This window comes from Haloimpatiens massiliensis (genome assembly GCF_900184255.1).
In the GTDB taxonomy this organism is placed as follows: domain Bacteria; phylum Bacillota; class Clostridia; order Clostridiales; family Clostridiaceae; genus Haloimpatiens; species Haloimpatiens massiliensis.
In genome coordinates this window covers 54,761-72,654 of record NZ_LT854640.1, presented here as the reverse complement: position 1 = coordinate 72,654, position 17,894 = coordinate 54,761, and the positions used below count along the sequence as shown (strand labels likewise).

General features: G+C 29.6%; 13 protein-coding genes and 1 other RNA gene. 6 read left to right on the top strand and 8 right to left on the bottom strand.

Going from position 1 to position 17,894, the window contains the following annotated elements; all coding sequences use genetic code 11:
* Positions 1 to 100: 100 nt before the first annotated feature.
* From C1715_RS08465 to C1715_RS08450, 4 genes are read right to left on the bottom strand one after another with little or no spacing between them, the layout of a single operon-like run.
* A complete protein-coding gene (locus tag C1715_RS08465; protein ID WP_102400076.1) occupies positions 101 to 1,009 on the bottom strand; it encodes a ribonuclease Z in 909 nt (302 codons plus the stop codon).
* A 42-nt stretch (positions 1,010 to 1,051) separates the two neighbouring features.
* Positions 1,052 to 2,011, bottom strand: coding sequence for an acyl-CoA dehydratase activase (locus C1715_RS08460; protein WP_102400075.1), 960 nt, complete (start codon positions 2,009 to 2,011; stop codon positions 1,052 to 1,054).
* Entirely contained in the window at positions 1,999 to 3,090 is a 1,092-nt protein-coding gene (locus C1715_RS08455) for an acyl-CoA dehydratase activase-related protein (protein ID WP_102401911.1), read from the bottom strand. Before C1715_RS08455 ends, C1715_RS08460 begins: the two co-directional genes overlap by 13 nt.
* Before the next feature lies 1 nt (position 3,091).
* Positions 3,092 to 4,030 (bottom strand): acyl-CoA dehydratase activase-related protein, encoded by a 939-nt coding sequence (locus tag C1715_RS08450; protein WP_102400074.1) that lies wholly within the window; start codon positions 4,028 to 4,030, stop codon positions 3,092 to 3,094.
* Positions 4,031 to 4,170: 140 nt separating this feature from the next.
* Here C1715_RS08450 and C1715_RS08445 point away from each other — a divergent pair, with 140 nt between their 5' ends.
* The 5 genes from C1715_RS08445 to C1715_RS08425 all read left to right on the top strand — a co-directional run bounded on the left by C1715_RS08445 (position 4,171) and on the right by C1715_RS08425 (position 13,383).
* The gene (locus C1715_RS08445; RefSeq protein WP_102400073.1) at positions 4,171 to 4,650 is read left to right on the top strand and encodes a DUF4883 family protein; all 480 of its coding nucleotides are present in this window, start codon (positions 4,171 to 4,173) and stop codon (positions 4,648 to 4,650) included.
* Positions 4,651 to 4,857: 207 nt separating this feature from the next.
* Positions 4,858 to 9,702 (top strand): cytidyltransferase, encoded by a 4,845-nt coding sequence (locus C1715_RS08440; RefSeq protein WP_102400072.1) that lies wholly within the window; start codon positions 4,858 to 4,860, stop codon positions 9,700 to 9,702.
* A gap of 17 nt (positions 9,703 to 9,719) precedes the next feature.
* The gene (locus C1715_RS08435; protein ID WP_102400071.1) at positions 9,720 to 11,015 is read left to right on the top strand and encodes a Rossmann-fold NAD(P)-binding domain-containing protein; all 1,296 of its coding nucleotides are present in this window, start codon (positions 9,720 to 9,722) and stop codon (positions 11,013 to 11,015) included.
* Positions 11,016 to 11,175: 160 nt separating this feature from the next.
* Positions 11,176 to 12,222: a flavodoxin family protein gene (locus C1715_RS08430; RefSeq protein ID WP_102400070.1), complete on the top strand. Its 1,047-nt coding sequence runs from the start codon at positions 11,176 to 11,178 to the stop codon at positions 12,220 to 12,222.
* A gap of 327 nt (positions 12,223 to 12,549) precedes the next feature.
* On the top strand, positions 12,550 to 13,383 hold the full coding sequence (locus C1715_RS08425) for a PHP domain-containing protein (protein WP_102400069.1): 834 nt from the start codon (positions 12,550 to 12,552) through the stop codon (positions 13,381 to 13,383).
* Between the two features lie 162 nt (positions 13,384 to 13,545).
* Here the strand turns inward: C1715_RS08425 and C1715_RS08420 are convergent, their stop codons facing one another.
* From C1715_RS08420 to C1715_RS08410, 3 genes are all read right to left on the bottom strand, one after another.
* On the bottom strand, positions 13,546 to 14,955 hold the full coding sequence (locus C1715_RS08420; protein WP_102400068.1) for an aminopeptidase: 1,410 nt from the start codon (positions 14,953 to 14,955) through the stop codon (positions 13,546 to 13,548).
* Positions 14,956 to 15,140: 185 nt separating this feature from the next.
* A complete protein-coding gene (gene hprK / locus C1715_RS08415) occupies positions 15,141 to 16,046 on the bottom strand; it encodes an HPr(Ser) kinase/phosphatase (RefSeq protein WP_102400067.1) in 906 nt (301 codons plus the stop codon).
* A 33-nt stretch (positions 16,047 to 16,079) separates the two neighbouring features.
* Positions 16,080 to 16,256 (bottom strand): DUF896 domain-containing protein, encoded by a 177-nt coding sequence (locus tag C1715_RS08410; RefSeq protein ID WP_102400066.1) that lies wholly within the window; start codon positions 16,254 to 16,256, stop codon positions 16,080 to 16,082.
* 515 nt (positions 16,257 to 16,771) lie between these two features.
* Here C1715_RS08410 and C1715_RS08405 point away from each other — a divergent pair.
* Positions 16,772 to 17,560, top strand: a complete 789-nt coding sequence (locus C1715_RS08405; protein WP_102400065.1) for a phosphorylase family protein — start codon at positions 16,772 to 16,774, stop codon at positions 17,558 to 17,560.
* A gap of 41 nt (positions 17,561 to 17,601) precedes the next feature.
* Here the strand turns inward: C1715_RS08405 and ssrS are convergent.
* Positions 17,602 to 17,785: non-coding RNA, 6S RNA (gene ssrS, locus C1715_RS08400), on the bottom strand.
* Positions 17,786 to 17,894: the final 109 nt, after the last annotated feature.

Below are 17,894 nucleotides of genomic sequence, written 5' to 3'. Positions count from 1 at the left end.
TAGTAGAACTATCGGTGGATTCTGCTGACGCAGTATGACACAAAATAGACTAGCATACTGACTTGTTATTTATTTGAATGTGCCTTACATTAATGAATATTTATATAAACTTTAATTCCTTTTGCAATAAATCCTTACCAATTATAGTATTTTCAAAAATATCTCTTACATCATTTAAATACTTTTCAGGTTCATTTAGTGAAGGGCTAAAGTGCGTAAGCCACATTTCATTTATTTCTGAACTCTTAGCTATTTCTGCTGCTTCACTAAAAAGCATATGCTTGTTTCCCAACGCCTTTTCCAAATAATCATCACTGCCATACATACCTTCACATATAAATAGATCAGATTTATAGCAAAGTTCTTTAATTCTATCTATTGGTCTTGTGTCTGTACAATAACTTATTTTTATTCCCTTTCTCTCATCTCCCAAGACTTTATTTCCTTCTATTTTTCTACCATTTAAAACTATGCTGCCTCCCTTTTGTAGTGTATTCCAATGTTCTACTGGTATATTCAGCTCTTTAGCTTTATCTGGATCAAATTTTCTTCCTCTTTTTACTTCTATAGAATACCCAACACAAGGAACACTATGTTCTAAATACACAGATTTTATGGAATACTTACCTATGGAAAATTTATCTAATCCTCCTATAGGTATTTCTAAAATTTCTATATCATATGGTAGATACGGTACTATAACCATTACTGCTTCCATAATCTTATGTAATCCTTCTGGCCCCATTATAGTAACCTTTTCCCTTCTCTCACTATTGCCCAATGTGGATAAAAACCCTGGAAGCCCTACTATATGGTCTGGATGATAATGAGTTAAACAAATAACATCTATATTTTTAATTCCCCATCCCAATTGTTTAAGAGCCACCTGGGTTCCTTCTCCACAATCTATTAAAATCATACTGCCTTTACACTTACACAAAAGAGCCGTTAAATTTCTCCCTGGAAGAGGCATAGTTCCACCTGTGCCCAATAATGAAACATTTAGCATATAATCACCTTCTAGTAATATTATGCAATAATTATAGCACAACTACACTACTAATCTTTCAGTCCATTTTCCGCACATATCTCCAAAACAACCTATTTCCTTATCATTTTCTAAAATTTTAACCACTTCACACCTATTTGCACAACCCTTACACTGAAAGCTTTCAGATACCACCTTACTATCTGCTATATTAAATCCTTTAAAATTTGTTTTAGTTTTTTTCTTGTTTAAAGTTTCTTTTCCTATAATTGCAGCTCCTATAGAACCCATTACATCATAATATGGAGGTATAACAACTTCCTTCTGCAAAGCTCTCTCAAAGGCTTCCTTCATGCCTATATTTGCTGCCACTCCTCCTTGAAAAAATATCTTGGATTCTATTTCTTTTCCCTTTCCTACATTATTAAGATAATTTCTAACCAATGCCTCACATAATCCCATTATTATATCTGAAGGATCATAACCTAGTTGCTGCTTATGTGTCATATCAGATTCTGCAAAAACAGCACATCTTCCAGCTATTCTCACGGGTGTTTTAGACTTTAAGGCATATTCTCCAAATCTCTCTATAGGTATCTCTAATCTCTCTGCCTGTCTATCTAAAAAAGAACCAGTACCTGCCGCGCATACAGTATTCATTGCAAAATCAGTAACTATACCATCTTTTAAAATTATTATTTTAGAGTCCTGACCACCTATTTCTAAAATTGTTCTTACTCCTTTATCCAATTCTAATGCTGCTACTGCATGAGCAGTTATTTCATTTTTAACTGAATCTGCTCCTACTAAAAACCCCGCTATGGTTCTACCACTACCTGTGGTTCCTACGGATTTAATTTCCTCATTTCCATATTTGTCCTTAAGCATATTAAATCCTTGCTGAATAGCCCTTATAGGCCTTCCTTTTGTTCTTAAATATATTTTTTCAATAATCTCCATATTTTCATCTAGCATAACTATGTCCGTACTTACAGACCCTACATCTATACCTAAATGATACATCTTTCTCTTCTCCTCTCCAAAAGATCTAAAAAAGCTTCTATTCTAGTTATATAACCATTTTGCCCAGTCATCTCGTCTAGCACTAAAGTCATTATCGGGAAATCTTTATCCTTTGATATATTAGGTAGTATTGCCTTACTCACTATTTCAGGCATACACCCCATAGGAAATAATTGAATTGCTCCATCAAATCCATTTCTACTGGCTAAAACCGCCTCTCCGATGCATTCTCTAGCATGACCTCCTATGTATAAAGGTAGATATTCCCTAGAGGCTTTTCTTATACTAATAGAATTTAATTTAAAATTTTTTAAAGCTGCATCTTTAACCCACCAACTGGGAGTTAAAGTTCTGCTGCTGCTAACACCATAATCCATGAGTTTATCTTCTAGATATAAGTTTGAAAATGGTTCTATTACTGTATAAATTTCTCCAATAATTGAAATTTTTAAAGGTTTTTTATTTTTATCCATTTTTATGCCACATATTTTATTTCTATATTCCTTAAGTGTATTTAACGCTGTATTTATATTTTCTGCCTCTACCACATGTTTTCTGCAATTTTGAAGTAATCTTTTACATTCCCCTTTATTAACTTCATATCCTGCATAATAGTGTGCTTTAGCTTCTATTTCATCCATTAAATTTATTCCCCTAAGGGCTTTAAGCCCTAATCTTATCTTTTCTCCGTTACTCTTAGAGCTACTTTGGATTATTTGACCTCCTCGCGCTAAAAGCTCCTTCATTCCTATATCTCCTGGATGATCCAGTACTATAAACTTTATATCATAACCTAATCTTCTTAACAGTTTTAGCTGAAGCTCACAATACTCTCCAAATCTGCAGGGGCCACAACTTCCAACTATTATAACTGTGTCTGCTCCTTTTTCTATAGCTTGAATATAATTTCCTATCATTATCTTAAAGGGCAAGCACATCTCCTCTGGTGAATATAGTGCTCCTATTTTTAAAGCTTCCCTATTACTAAGGGGCGGAACTACATAATCTACACCTATTTCATCAAAAAACATTTTAGCTGCAATGTAAGCGTTCCCTAGATGGGGAAATGTTATCTTCATATTAGCTGCAATGTAAGCGTTCCCTAGATGGGGAAATGTTATCTTCATATTTCTTTCTCCTTTCTATCATGTCCACAAAAGCCTCTACTCTAGTATTAAATCCCCCTTCTCCTGTTTGTTCATCTATTTTTAATATCAAGAAAGGAAATTCTCCTATTTTATCTTTTATAAGTTCTATAACTACAGAATCTATCCCACAAGCAAAGGATGATAGATAAATTATTCCATTAATTTCTTTACTTTCCCACAGCTTAACTGCACAGCCATAAGATTTTCTAGCAAATGTCCAAAAAGGTCTTTTTAGAAGTTCCTTTGAGTATTTATTAATGTCTTCATCTTGAAGATTTTCCTCTGTAATAATCCCCACTCCTAGTTTATTAAGTTTCTTTACAATATTCATATTCATAAAACTATCCTGTACATTATATGGATGACCTAGTAATGCTATTTTCATATTCTGATTAATATTAGTAACAATTGTTTTATGATCCTTTTGAAGTGCTACAGCTTTTTCATAAGCTTTATAAATTTTTCTTTTGTCCCTAGTAATATTCTTTCCAACGTCATTTAAATATTTAAAAAACTTTTTTTCATCATAAGCATAAATTTCTCCCTCAGTTATAGGAGGCATATGCGGTATACTATTTTTTATCATCTCTGGAAGTCCACAAAATTTAGGACATATAAATTCTCTAGGGTAAAGTCTCATGATCCTAGGTATAAGCATAAAATCACAAGAATCTTTTATATATGCCACATGGCCATGAAATACCTTAATAGGCACGCAAGCTTCATCTACTGCATATTTAACCCCTAAATTTAATATTTCTTTATTAGTATTTGGAGATACTATAACTTCACAACCTAATTCTTCAAAAAAAGTTTTCATAAATATTTCATACTTATAATACAATAATCCTTTAGGAATACCTATCCTCAATATTATCCCCCTCTTTCTCATAATTCTATATGTTTAATTAATGGACATTTATTAAAAAAAATATACATTCGCACTACATAATGTAATAAAAAATTTTTTTAAATCATATTTTAACATAGAAATAGTAGGAGGAATTTGTTATGAAGAATACTATTAAATCTTTTCTCTTTTGTTTATTAGTAGTACTTTCATTTACATTAGCTGCATGTAATTATATAAAACTCAATCATGAAAAAACCAGAGATGATTACTATTTTTCTGAACTTGCAAACAGCATATCTTTAAGCAATAAATATAAAATAACCATTCTAGATACTAATTTTTATAAAGTTAAAGAATTAAAAGAAGAAGATATAAGTACTATACTAAATTTTATGAATTCCCTAGATAAAAAGTATTTCATAAAGAAACCTTTAAGACTTCCTGAAAAACCACAGTATAAAATGTTTTTTAATTTAGATGAAGATAAATTTGTTATAAATGTGTATAACGAACAATATATTTCAGTATTTCCTTGGGATGGAGAATATCCAATGGACTATATAGACATGACTAAAATGTACAAAGGGTATAATTTATATAATTTTTGCAAATATTTACTCCCTAATGACATGGAATGAAGCAATGATAAATTTTCAATGCTCAATACTCAATTATTATTGATGAATTTTTAATTATCATTACAGATTTTAATGAAGATTTTTTAAAACTGATATTTGTTCATTCATCCATTGAGCATTGTATTATTATATTTTTATAAAATCCCCTATAAAAAAACAATACATAAGTATATAATTGTTTATAATACATGTTTTAGGAGGATATAAATGAAAATACTTTCTTTTAACACTTTATATGCAGATATAAATAAAAAGCTAACTAGCACTAGATGGTTAACTAGAATGGGATTAAAAGAAGATATTATATATAACTGCACAAACAATGAAAAATATTTAGAAACATTAAAATATATGGTAGATAACATGGACTTTTCTGCCAAAACTACTGTGGTTTTATGTGAAAATATGATGACAGATTGTATAAGTTTAGAAAACAAAAATTTTATATTAGAAAAAATTTATAAGTTCACCTTGAAAAAGTCTTTTCCAAATGCAGTAAATGAAGATTTTTCTGAAGGCTTTTCGCTATTTTGCGGAATATTTCTTAGGATTTTTAAAGTTATTAATGAATATGAAAAATACTGCAAAAACAATTCTTTTCAAAGTCTTTATCCCTTAATATTTTTGTCCTCCCAAGAAAAAAAAGCTCTAGAAAGACCAGAAGAATATAATACCTTTTTAAAGGCCTTTAAAAAAGATTACTTATATGAAATGATGAAATTAAACAAAGAAGTAGTGGGATTTAATACATTAGACCATATCTGTGGGGTACACTATCTATCGTTGCATATAGCCCGTCAACTTAAGGATTTAGACATACCTATAGATTTAGGTAGAGTTTCTGGTGCTGCTGCTGGCCATGATATAGGTAAGTATGGCTGCAGACAACAGGAACTAAAAAAAGTTCCTAGACTTCACTATTATTATACAGACATATGGTTTAAGAAGCACGGCATAGACTACATAAGAAACATTGCCATAAATCATTCCACTTGGGATTTAGAACTGGAAAATCTATCCTTAGAATCTTTAATCTTAATCTATTGCGATTTTAGAGTGAAAAATATTATAGAAAATAATAGTCTAAAAATGAGTATTCTCTCTCTTAAAGATTCTTTTAATGTAATACTAAATAAATTAGAAAATTTAGATGAAGCTAAAGAAAAAAGATATAAAAAAGTCTATGGTAAGTTAAAAGACTTTGAAGCTTATTTAATATACTTAGGTGTTAATATAAACCTAGATCATCAGAATAGCCCTTATATAGAAAAAAGGCTCCATAATTATTCATTACTCCAAGGAAATGATATATGTAAAAAATTAAAATTTTTATCTATAGAACACAATATAAATCTTATGTATAAATTAAGAGATGAGTATTCCCTAGATAACATATTAGATATGGCACGAAGTGAAAAAGACTGGAAAAAGTTAAGACAATACATAAGAATTTTAGAGGAATATTCAACTTATTTAACGGGAAACCAAAAGATACAAACAATAAAGTTTCTTTATGAAAATTTAATACATGTAGAAGATGACATAAGAAAACACTGTGCTCAACTCATAGGCTCTTTAATTTCAAATTTAGATGAAGAGTACAGAAAAGACCTACCAGAAGATGTTAAGCTAAATTATACTTGGAGTATAGGAATATTACAAGAATGTATGGATTCTCTTTTATATCCTGGATATAAATTTATTCCTAAGCATAAAAATTGGATTATGGAAAGCTCCATAGCTATGGTAAATTCTCTTTTCACACATTCAAAAGAAAATATGTTACTAAGATATAGAGAAGTCATTATATCTTTCTATAAAAATTTTAATAATAAAAATTTAAATCTTCAAATAATACTTTTAGAAATGAGTAAATATATACCAATAACACCCTATGATGAAGATGTAGAAATACTTTTTAACTTTATTTTAAATTCCTTAAATAATAATGATATAACTTGTAGATTATGCAGTTTAGAGGCTTGCTACAACCTACTAGTAAAAATGCCTTTCCAAAATAATTTAAAAAATAATTTAAAAAATAAATTAGAAAATAGCAAAGACTTATTTAAAACTGCTTCTGAAACTCTGTTAGTATTTAAGTTGAAAAAACTTTTTAACTTAAATTCATGGGGAAATTCTTATAAGAAAAACCCACACTATACTAGTGAACATATACAGAATATATTCTTAAGTAATTTAAAAACAGCTACCAGTTGGATAAATAAAAAAATTCAAATAGATATATTGCTTGCAGAAGCTTTAGAACATATAAGAACCGAAGGGCTTCATACCTGTCTTCATTTTTGTAATTTACTTAAAGTAAGTGATAGTGAAATAGTTAGAAATAAAGCTGGAGAGTCTATTTTAAAACTTCTCCCTTATTTGTCTATATCAGAAAAAAATGAAGTGTGTGTTGAACTTTTACGTGCACTAGAAATAGAAGGACATCGTTTTACAGAATACATACCTAAATATTTAGGTATAGCAATATTATACCTTAAACCTAAAGAGCTAGACGAAGTAATTGACGATTTAAGCCTTAAAATAAAAAGTGCAAAGCCTAATATAAAAACATTACTTATTAAAACTGTAAGCACTTCTATTTCTAATTACCCTTTATATAAAGATGTATCTAATGAAAAGGAAGGTATATTTACTGCTAGACTTATAAAAATGCTTTGCATTATATTAAATGGTGTAGGAGATTACGAGCCTCTTGTAAAACAAGCTTCTTTAACTTCATATGGCTCAGATATATTCTATTCCAAAATATTATCTTTACAGGAAAAAGTCTTTATATTTAAATCTACTAGTAAAAAATTATTGACTCTTATGGACTTTAATAACCAAAATGATTTATCATTCTTTACTAATTCCATTGTACTAAATAATTTATATAGATTTATTAGTGAATGTATCTTTCAAAATGGTTCTTTAGAGCTACCTATTAAGAATAATATAGCCTTTTTTCCAGGAACTTTTGACCCTTTTTCACTAAGCCACAAAGAAATAGCAAAACATATAAGAGACATGGGATTTGAAGTTTATCTAAATGTAGATGAATTTTCTTGGTCTAAAAGAACCTTACCTAATTTACTTAGAAAAAAAATAATAGAAATGTCTATATCAGATGAATTAGATATATATGTTTATCCTGACAATTTTCAAATAAATATAGCTAATAAAGAAAACCTAAAAACTTTAAAAGAAAGCTTTAAAAATTCCAAAGTTCACATAGCCATAGGTAGTGATGTACTTTTAAATGCTTCTAGCTATAAAAAGAAAAGTATACTTTGTAAAATTCCTCACATCATTTTTTTAAGAGGAAATACTAAAAAATTAGAAAATTACGCTAAAGATATTTTAGATGAATTTACTATATTAAAATTACCAAAACAATTTTCTAATATAAGTTCTACTCAAATAAGAAGTTGTATCGATGAAAGTAGGGATATTTCTACATTAGTTGATCCCCTAACAGAGCAGTATATATATAAATATGGATTTTATCAAAAGGAACCTGATGATAAAAACTTTATGGAATACTACTCAATAGATGTAGAAATAGTTGAAAACTTAAGTGCACATATATTAGACGAATTTAAAAATTTTATTAATCTTTCTCCAGAAGAAATAGATAAATATTTTCACCATTTATTCCAAAAACCTTCTTCAAGAATACTTATTTTAAGAGACAGAAAAACCAAAAATATTCTGGGATTTTCTAGTTTCTATTGGCTTCGCTCAAGTATGCTTTATGGGGATTTAAAGGACATGGAACTTTCAGAATACTTAAGAGAACATAGTTTAGGCAGGATAATTTTAATAGATAATATATATGTAGAAAATAGAGACAAAATATCTTACTTAGAACAAATTTTAATTACGGAGACCTTAGCCTTTTGTATATCAAAGGATTATCAGTATGCCGTATATAGATGTGTCACAACTAAAACTTTCTCTCAAAATATATACGATATTTTGAAGCTTCAAGGTTTTATAGAAATTTCTTCTTCAAATAAAGCTTCAACTTTAGTGGTTAATATGAATAATCCATATATAATAAATTTGGATATGGAAAATCTATTAAAGGAACCCTTTAGAAATAACTTAAAAATTAAGAATATCCTAATAAGTAGTAGAAAAACTCTTCAAAAAGCCTTAACAAAATTATATCCTGGAGAACTTGTATTATCTTTCCACTGTCATATGACTTATAGTAGTATGGTAAAAAAAATATGTAATGAAAATAAAGTGTCATTAGAACAGCTAAAAGTTAAAAAACTAGGAGACTCCATGTGTGTTCCCTATGGCGACTTATTAGATAGATATATAATACCTAATACAATAACTAAATCTCTACACACTGAAAAATACTTTTACCCTAATATGAAAAACTTTTTTATAGGAGAATTTCCTTATTATTTAACTCTCCAAAATCAAGTTAAAACAATAAAATCCTTTAATAGACCTGTTATACTAGTGGATAATCTTCTTCACAAGGGTCATAGAATAAAAGCACTATATCCTTTTTTTAAGAATGAAAATATAAATATACAGAAAATAATAGTTGGAATTATGTCTGGCAAAGGCAAAGATTTAATGGATATACAAGGCTACAAAGTGGATAGTGTTTATTTTATACCAAGACTTAAAATATGGTTTAACGAAACCGCCTTATATCCATTTATTGGTGGCGATGCTATCTGGAGAGGAGTTAAACCTACACGAAATTTAATTCCCTCAGTGAATTCTATAATGCCTTATACTCATCCATCTTTTATAGAAAATTCATCTTTTGAGGCCATATATAATTTATCTAGAACCTGTCTAGAAAATTCTATATACATTTTTTCTATACTGGAAGAAGAATTTCACAGATTAGAAAAAAGGAATTTAACTCTATGGTCTTTAGGTGAAGTATTCACTATTCCCAGATGCCCCGAACTTGGAAATGACATAGTTTATGATTTAAATTTAAGTCCTTCTCATTACTTGAAAAATCAATTAGACACTTTAGAAAGATTTAGCACTATGATTAAGAAATAATAGAAAGAGGTGTAGTTATGCATTACTATAGTTTTAAAAATAATTTAATAGTTTGCCACCATAATATAAACTACTATAATAATATAAAACCAACAGATTTCAAAAAGGTTTCAGAAGATTACTGTTGTAATTTTAATGGGAAGGTCTTTGTACTATTTAAACTTAATCCTCTTAATTCAAGGAGAAGTTTTTGTATAAACAATGAAAAACTATTATATTTAAAAGAAGAAACCTTGGATATATTAAAGGAATCTAGTAAAGATTATAATTCACCTAATTGGCTAATTTCTAAAATAAAAGAAGGTAAGGCTACTGGTATTAATACAGAATATCCAAACTGGGATGACTCATTAAACTATAATTTTCTACCTCTATGCAATAATAAATCCCATTTAAATATAAATGTAGTTGGACTTGGAGATGTTGGAGGCACTTTAATAACGGGTCTTAGGCTTTTAGGCGGAGAGTTTATAAATAAAATTGGAATTTACGATAAAGATATAAATAAAATAAAGAGATGGGATTTTGAATGTAATGCCATAGCTTCTGCTGACACTACCCTAAACTTTCCAACTATAATACCGCTAGAAGAAAAAGACTTATTTAACTGTGATATATTTGTATTTTGCGTTTCTGTAGGAGTTCCTAAAGTTGGTGATGAAAAAGAAGATGTTCGAATAACTCAATTTAGAGGAAACCATAATATTATAGAATTTTACGCTAAGCTCGCTAGAAAAAATAACTTTAAAGGTATTTTTGCAGTGGTTTCAGATCCTGTAGACTTACTTTGTAAATCTGTTTTTCAATTCAGCAATATAAATTCAGATGGTTATTGGGACTTTAAAGGATTAGCTCCTGAACAAATAAGAGGTTATGGATTAGGTGTAATGAATGGAAGAGCCTTATACTACTCAAAAGATATAGCTCCAGAATATAAAACTGAAGGTAGGGCCTTTGGTCCCCATGGAGAAGGATTATTTATCGCTAATAGCATAAATAATTACAATGAGCAATCATCTCTTCTGCTTACTGAAAAAACAAAAAAAGCTAACTTAAAAATTAGAGCTGTTGGATTTAAGCCATACATAGCTCCTGCTCTGTCCTCTGGTGCCATCTCAATATTAGACACCTTAAGGGGAAACTGGAATTACAGTGCTACATTCATAGGTGGAAATTTCTTTGGCTGTAAAAATAGACTTACAGACGCTGGACTAGAAGTTGAAACTCTTCCACTTCCTTATGAAATATTCACAAAACTTCAAGAAACTTATGTTTTACTACAAAATACATATTCATCCATTACAAAAAATTAGCTAAAATATTCTAATCATAACTGCACATAGTAAATTATTGATTCTAAAAAACCCAAGAATACTATTTAGAATAAATATAATACAACCGTTGTAAAGAATTTCTATAAAAATTTATTTTTAATAGCAATTCTTTACTTCGGTACATAAAGAAGGTGTTTCTTTGATAGAACTTTATGTTATAAAACCAAATAAAAACCCCTCCCTTATGCTAAATAAAATGATAAACTCTGCAGTAGATGGGATAAATTATATTATAATAGACCATATAAGTAATAACCTAAATTTAAAAAACAAAAAATTACTTTTTGCATTGGAACTAGAAAATATAGGCTATGACATAAGTACTATTAAATTTCTTGCAGAGCTTTATAAAAAAGGTAGGAATAGTCTGAGTGGCTCTACAGCCATGGTATTAGTGCACAGTCCTTCAGATTTAGGTACTAAAAGAGCTGCTCAGGATTTAATATTTTTAGCTAATAATTTAGGTTGCTCATTCATAGGACATCCACTAGTAGAAGCAACTAACTCTTTAAAAAATTTTTCTACCTGGCAAAAAACCATTAACATTCCCCTTGAGGATTTATGCCTAAAAATGTGTTCTAGAACTGCCAACAGACTTATGGATTATAGCTTTACTAAAACAGAAAATCCTAAAATTTTAGTTTTATATTCTAGCCCACATAAAAGGTCTAATACATTAGATTTATGGCACATGGTGTCAAAACATTTAAAAAACTACACTATTAAAGAGCTTCAAATAGAAAATGGAGAAGTACTAGACTGCAAAGGATGCAACTATAACATTTGTATGCACTACGGTAAAGAAAATAAATGTTTTTACGGTGGTATAATGATAAAGGAAGTACTACCTTCCATAGAAGATTCTGATATTATTGTTTGGCTTTGTCCTAACTATAATGATTCCATAGCTGCAAACTTAACTGCTGTTATAAATCGCCTCACTGTATTATACAGAAAAATAAATTTTTATGATAAATGCTTCTTTTCCGTTGTAGTGTCTGGGAATTCTGGCAGTGATTCAGTGGCTAAACAACTTATAGGTTCTCTAAATATAAATAAAGGCTTTAGATTACCACCATATTTTTCTCTTACTGCCATAGCTAACGACCCTAGCTCAATTTTTAAAGTAAAAGATATAACGCATGAAGCCTATAAGTTTTCTAAAAATATAATAAATAATATATAAAGTGATTAACCCACAGAAAGCATTATATTACTTGAATTATGAAATTTCATAATTCCACCACACATTGTATTCTTTTGTGGTTTAATCATACTATATGCAGAATTTATAAATTATATAAGGTACATGAAAATAAATAACAAGTCAAAGATGATGGTATATTTTGTGTCAGACAAGGAAGCAGGTTCCCGCTAGTAGGACTATCGGTGGGTTCTGCTGACGCAGTATGACGCAAAATAGACTAGCATACTGACTTATTATTTATTTGAATGTGCCTAAATCAAATTACAATAGTACATTTAACATTTATTTAGAAAGGATGACACAATGATGTATACTAAAGGAGATTTTCATATGCACACTACTGCATCAGATGGTGGATTGTCACCTTTGCAGTTAGTAGATATTGTCCGCAAGAAAGGCTTTGATGTGATATCTATAACAGATCACGACACATTGGATTCCTTAGAGAATGGAGTTAAAACAGGTGAAGCTTTAGGCGTAAAAGTTATTCCCGGTATAGAGCTTTCTACTATTCATCATGAGGAAACTATTCATATACTAGGGTATTTTAGAGATGAACAATATAAAAATAAAGAGCTTAATAAATTTCTTCAAGATATAAAAGATTTTAGAGTTGAAAGAAGTAAAAAAATAATATCTAATCTAAAGAAGTTTTTTAACATAGATATAGATTATCAAAAGGTTCTTCATGACGCAAAAGGTGTTGTTGCAAGACCTCATATTGCTAAAGCTATAATTGAAAATGGGTATAACTACAGCTGGGAATACATATTCTCAAATATCATAAATAGTGATAGCCCAGCTTATGTTCCAAATAAAAAAATATCTACAGAAGAAGGGATTCATCTATTAAAAAATCTCAATGCTGTAGTTATTCTTGCCCATCCGGTTTTAATAAAAAAAACCCCTATAAAGCACATGCTAAAGCTTCCCTTTGATGGTATCGAGGCCATATATCCTCTTAATAATCCTCAGGAGGAAAAGGAATTTATAAACTTAGCAAAAGAGTCAGGCAAGCTAATAACCGCCGGCTCCGATTTCCATGGCATAAATGACAAAGACAGTAATCATGGGGCATTAGGTGATGTATGTCTTGAAGGTGAATATTTAAGCAATTTTTTAAATAAAATCTTTATCTAAAATTAAATCTCCAATCACCGGTCCCTACTCTCTAAAAAGTGATGATACTTGATAGAGAGTAGGGACTGATAATTGGAGATTAACTTATCTAGTATTTATTATATAATTGTCAATCTAATTATACTTTAAAATTCAACTTATAATTAAACTTGTAATTTACAATTACGCTTCTAATAAGAATGCATAGTAAGCTCTTTCAGCTTCATATATATCAGCTTTGCTTGCTATTTCCCATGGAGCGTGCATGTTGTGAAGAGCAACACCTGAATCTATAACTTCCATATCATATTGAGCAAGGATGTAAGCTATAGTTCCACCGCCGCCTTGGTCAACCTTTCCAAGTTCAGCTGTTTGCCAAGAAACATTGTGTTTCTCCATTATGCTTCTTAATTGAGCTATAAATTCTGGATTAGCATCGTTGCATCCACCTTTTCCTCTAGCTCCTGTATATTTATTAAATACTATACCTTTTCCAAAGTAAGCGCAGTTGTTCTTTTCCATAACTGATGGGAAATTTGGATCAAATGCAGCACTAACATCTGAAGATAACATTTTTGAATTTGTAAGAGCTCTTCTTACCTTTAATTCGTTATAATCTCCAGCTAAGTTCATAACTTCAGCTACTGCATTTTCAAAGAATTTTGAATGCATTCCAGTTGCTCCAACACTTCCTATTTCTTCTTTATCTACAAGTAAAGTTACGCAAGTCTTTTCTGGATTTTCTATTTTCATCATTGCTTCAAAAGAAGTATATGCACAAATTCTGTCGTCATGTCCATAAGCAAGTACCATGCTCTTATCTAATCCATAGTGTCTTGCTTTTCCTGCTGGAACTACTTCTAATTCAGCTGAAACAAAGTCTTCTTCTTCTATACCATATTTTTCATTTAACATTCTTAATATATTAGTTTTAACTCTGTTTTTAGCTTCTTTATCTTCTACTGGCATACTTCCAAATGTAACATTTAAATTTTCTCCTTCTACACCTTCAGCAAGAGTCTTTTTCATTTGATCAGCTGATAAGTGAATTAATAGGTCAGATATTCCAACTACTGGATCATTTTCATCTTCTCCTATTACCATGTTTACAATAGAACCGTCTTTTTTAACAAATACACCATGTATAGCTAGTGGAATTGTTACCCATTGATATTTTTTAACTCCACCATAGTAATGAGTTTCTAACATTGCAAAATCTGAATCTTCATATAATGGATTTTGTTTAAGGTCTAATCTAGGAGAATCTACGTGTGCTCCTAATATTCTCATACCTTGTTCAAATGGTTCTTTACCTAATACAAATAAAGCCAATGTTTTTCCCATGTTGTTTGCATAAACTTTATCTCCAGCTTTTAAAGTTTTGCCTTCCTTTACTAGCTCATCTAAATTCTTGTAGCCTGCTTTTTCAGCCATAGTTATGCATTCGTTTACACATTCTCTTTCAGTTTTACACTTAGACATGAAGTCTATATATCTGTCACATAGTGCATTTAATTTCTCCATATCCTCTTTAGTGTATTTGTCCCAAGCCAATTCATATTTCTTTTCTAGATTTTGTTTTTTTTCTGTCATTTTTTTCTCCCCCCTATGAAAATTTAAATCATTATATACATTGTACTAAATTATATATCAAAATACAAATATGTTTTTTTGTGTTTTACCCATAATATTTGTACTTATTAATATATTTATGGCATTTTAAATAAATTTATGGCATTTAACATGTTTTTATGACATTTTAAATAAATTTATGACATTTACCTTTTTATATCCATTCTTTTCTCAATAGTGTCCACTGGAGTCTCTTTTGAATTCAAACTATATCTAAAATTAACTGCCGCTGCTTCTATAATGACTGCTATATTCCTTCCTGGTCTTATAGGTATTGTAAGCTTCCTAACGTCAACTCCTAGTATATTTGTGTAATCCTTGTCTAATCCAAGTCTATCGTAATGTTTTCCTTCTTCCCACTGTTCAAAGTTAATTATTAAATGAATTGTCTTACTTTCTAGCACCGAACTTAAACCATAAAGTGCAGGCACATCGATTATTCCCATACCTCTAACCTCAAGCATACCTTGGGTTATAAAGGGTGACGATGCTTTTAATATACCATCAATAGCTTTTATATCTACCGCATCATCTGCCACTAATCTATGGCCTCTTTTAATAAGCTCTAAGGCAGTTTCACTTTTACCTATACCACTTTCCCCAGTTATAAGTATGCCTATGCCATATACGTCCACTAGAACTCCATGTACCCTTGTTTCTGGTGCTAATTTATCATCTAAATAACCCATAAGCTTACTTATGAATCTCGTAGATATACTGTCTGTTCTTAAAATCCATGTATTACTTTTTATAGCATTTTCTATAAGTTCCTCATGACATTCTTGATTTCTCGTTATTATAACACAAGGTGTCTGAAATTGAAAAAACTTCTTTAGTCTTTTCTTTCTAAGCTCAATAGACATAGCATCCAAAAAACTCCATTCAGCCATGCCAACTACCTGAACTCTTTCATTAGCAAAATAATTATAAAACCCTGCAAATTGAAGTCCTGGTCTATTTATATCACTTATATTTATATTTACATTATCTTTTCCTCTAACTAAAACTTCTAATCCTAATTTATCTATTATTTCTTCTACTGCGACCCCCATATATACTTTCCTTTCTTATTTTATTTAAACTTACTATCTACAGGAAACCTTTTTTAAGGTATTAAGTTGAGATCTAAAATTACCTTTTATTATTCCTATATATTGATCTCTTAATTTCTTTTGCTCTAACTTTTCCTCAGGGGTAAGTCCTTCACCAATACCCTTTTTATATAAAAAATTTATTCTTCCTATTAACTCTTCCATACCCATATTATACCCTCTCCTAATATATTTATATATTAATTTAATATAATATATATTATTCAACTTTCGCAGTTATAAACTAAAAATATAAAATTTGCAGATAAGTAGTAGTTAATAGCTAAGAAGTAAAAGTTAAGGATAAAACTCAAAGAGTTTTTTTATAATTAATTTGTGAATAAATAAGACCATCTAGTAATAGTTGTGCTGAAAATTCAGCCTTGTTGAATTTTTTCAAGAACTATTACTTTTTACCTATTACTTCTTACTTTTTACCTATTCTAAAAATTTCTATCTTATATTCTAAATTTTAAATTAAAAACCTTATTAATCTAATGTAGAGCTTGAACTTTAATGTGCGAAAGTTGAGTATATTACTTTAAATATATTATATCAAAATTTAAATTATATTGAAAAGTTTTTTTGTTAAAGGTAAAAAAACTCTAATGTAGAATACTAAAGTATAAATATATTTTATTTACCAATTAAAAATTTGGAAGGAGGGAGTGGGACACCACGCATATATGAAAATAGGCATAATAGGCGGTACAGGCGTTTATGATAGCTCATTCATTAAAAATCCAATGAAATGTAGCATTTCTACTAAATATGGTGAAATATCCTACTTAAAAGGTATTAGGGGAACAAAAGAAATTTTTTTTATAGAAAGACATTCTGCTGGTCATAAGCTAATACCTTCAAATGTAAATTATAAAGGAAATATAACTGCTCTAAAAGAGTTAAATGTAGATTTAATAATCTCTACTGCTGCTGTAGGTGGCATTAATAATTGCAAAGTTGGAGACTTTGTATTGTTAGATGACTTTATGGATTTTACCAAAAATAGAAATTATTCTTTTTTCGATGAGGAGGGTTCAGGTGTAATTCATGTGGATATGACGGAACCTTATTGTAGAGAAATAAGAAAAAATCTTATAAAGGCTTTTAATGCCCTAAAAGCTCCACTAGTTCAGAGAGGTACTTATATTTGCACTGAAGGACCTAGATTTGAAACTCCTGCAGAAATAAAAATGTATAAAACATTAGGTGGAGATGTAGTAGGTATGACCAATGTACCTGAAGTTATATTGGCAAGAGAAGCTTCCTTATGCTATGCTACAATAGCTCTTGTGACTAACTACGCTGCTGGCATATCTAATAACCCATTAACTCATAGAGAAGTAAGCGAAAATATGGATAAAATGATGTCCACATTAAAAAGCACTCTAGAATATTTTATAGATCATATAGAATTAGATAATTGGTGCTGTAGCTGTAAAAATGCTTTAGATGAATTAAATTCTTTGAAATAAAATTTTAAGAGCCTCCTAGAAGGCTCTTAATTACATTTAATAAGTTTCCCAACATGCCGTTTAACTTATAGTACACACCCGGCTATATACCAGGTGGGTTCTTCGCATCTTAATTCTATCAAAATTTAATAAAATATTAAATCCCCCATATCCTTAAGAATTTTGAAAATCCCTATTCTACTGTGTCGGTTGAACCAATAAGCCTTGCGAACACCTCAGGATAACTTTATATTTATTATATCATTTTTAAATTTATATACAATAGTATATGCTCTCGAAAATTCATAATTGCATAAATATTTAGTCTTTTTTTAATTATTTGCATTTTACTAAA

Bases quoted from the DNA above. Each gene is read 5' to 3' on its own strand.
- C1715_RS08465 (WP_102400076.1), bottom strand. From the start codon at position 1,009: ATGCTAAATGTTTCATTATTGGGCACAGGTGGAACTATGCCTCTTCCA.
- C1715_RS08460 (WP_102400075.1), bottom strand. From the start codon at position 2,011: ATGTATCATTTAGGTATAGATGTAGGGTCTGTAAGTACGGACATAGTT.
- C1715_RS08455 (WP_102401911.1), bottom strand. From the start codon at position 3,090: ATGAAGATAACATTTCCCCATCTAGGGAACGCTTACATTGCAGCTAAA.
- C1715_RS08445 (WP_102400073.1), top strand. From the start codon at position 4,171: ATGAAGAATACTATTAAATCTTTTCTCTTTTGTTTATTAGTAGTACTT.
- C1715_RS08440 (WP_102400072.1), top strand. From the start codon at position 4,858: ATGAAAATACTTTCTTTTAACACTTTATATGCAGATATAAATAAAAAG.
- C1715_RS08435 (WP_102400071.1), top strand. From the start codon at position 9,720: ATGCATTACTATAGTTTTAAAAATAATTTAATAGTTTGCCACCATAAT.
- C1715_RS08425 (WP_102400069.1), top strand. From the start codon at position 12,550: ATGTATACTAAAGGAGATTTTCATATGCACACTACTGCATCAGATGGT.
- C1715_RS08420 (WP_102400068.1), bottom strand. From the start codon at position 14,955: ATGACAGAAAAAAAACAAAATCTAGAAAAGAAATATGAATTGGCTTGG.
- hprK (WP_102400067.1), bottom strand. From the start codon at position 16,046: ATGGGGGTCGCAGTAGAAGAAATAATAGATAAATTAGGATTAGAAGTT.
- C1715_RS08410 (WP_102400066.1), bottom strand. From the start codon at position 16,256: ATGGGTATGGAAGAGTTAATAGGAAGAATAAATTTTTTATATAAAAAG.
- C1715_RS08405 (WP_102400065.1), top strand. From the start codon at position 16,772: ATGAAAATAGGCATAATAGGCGGTACAGGCGTTTATGATAGCTCATTC.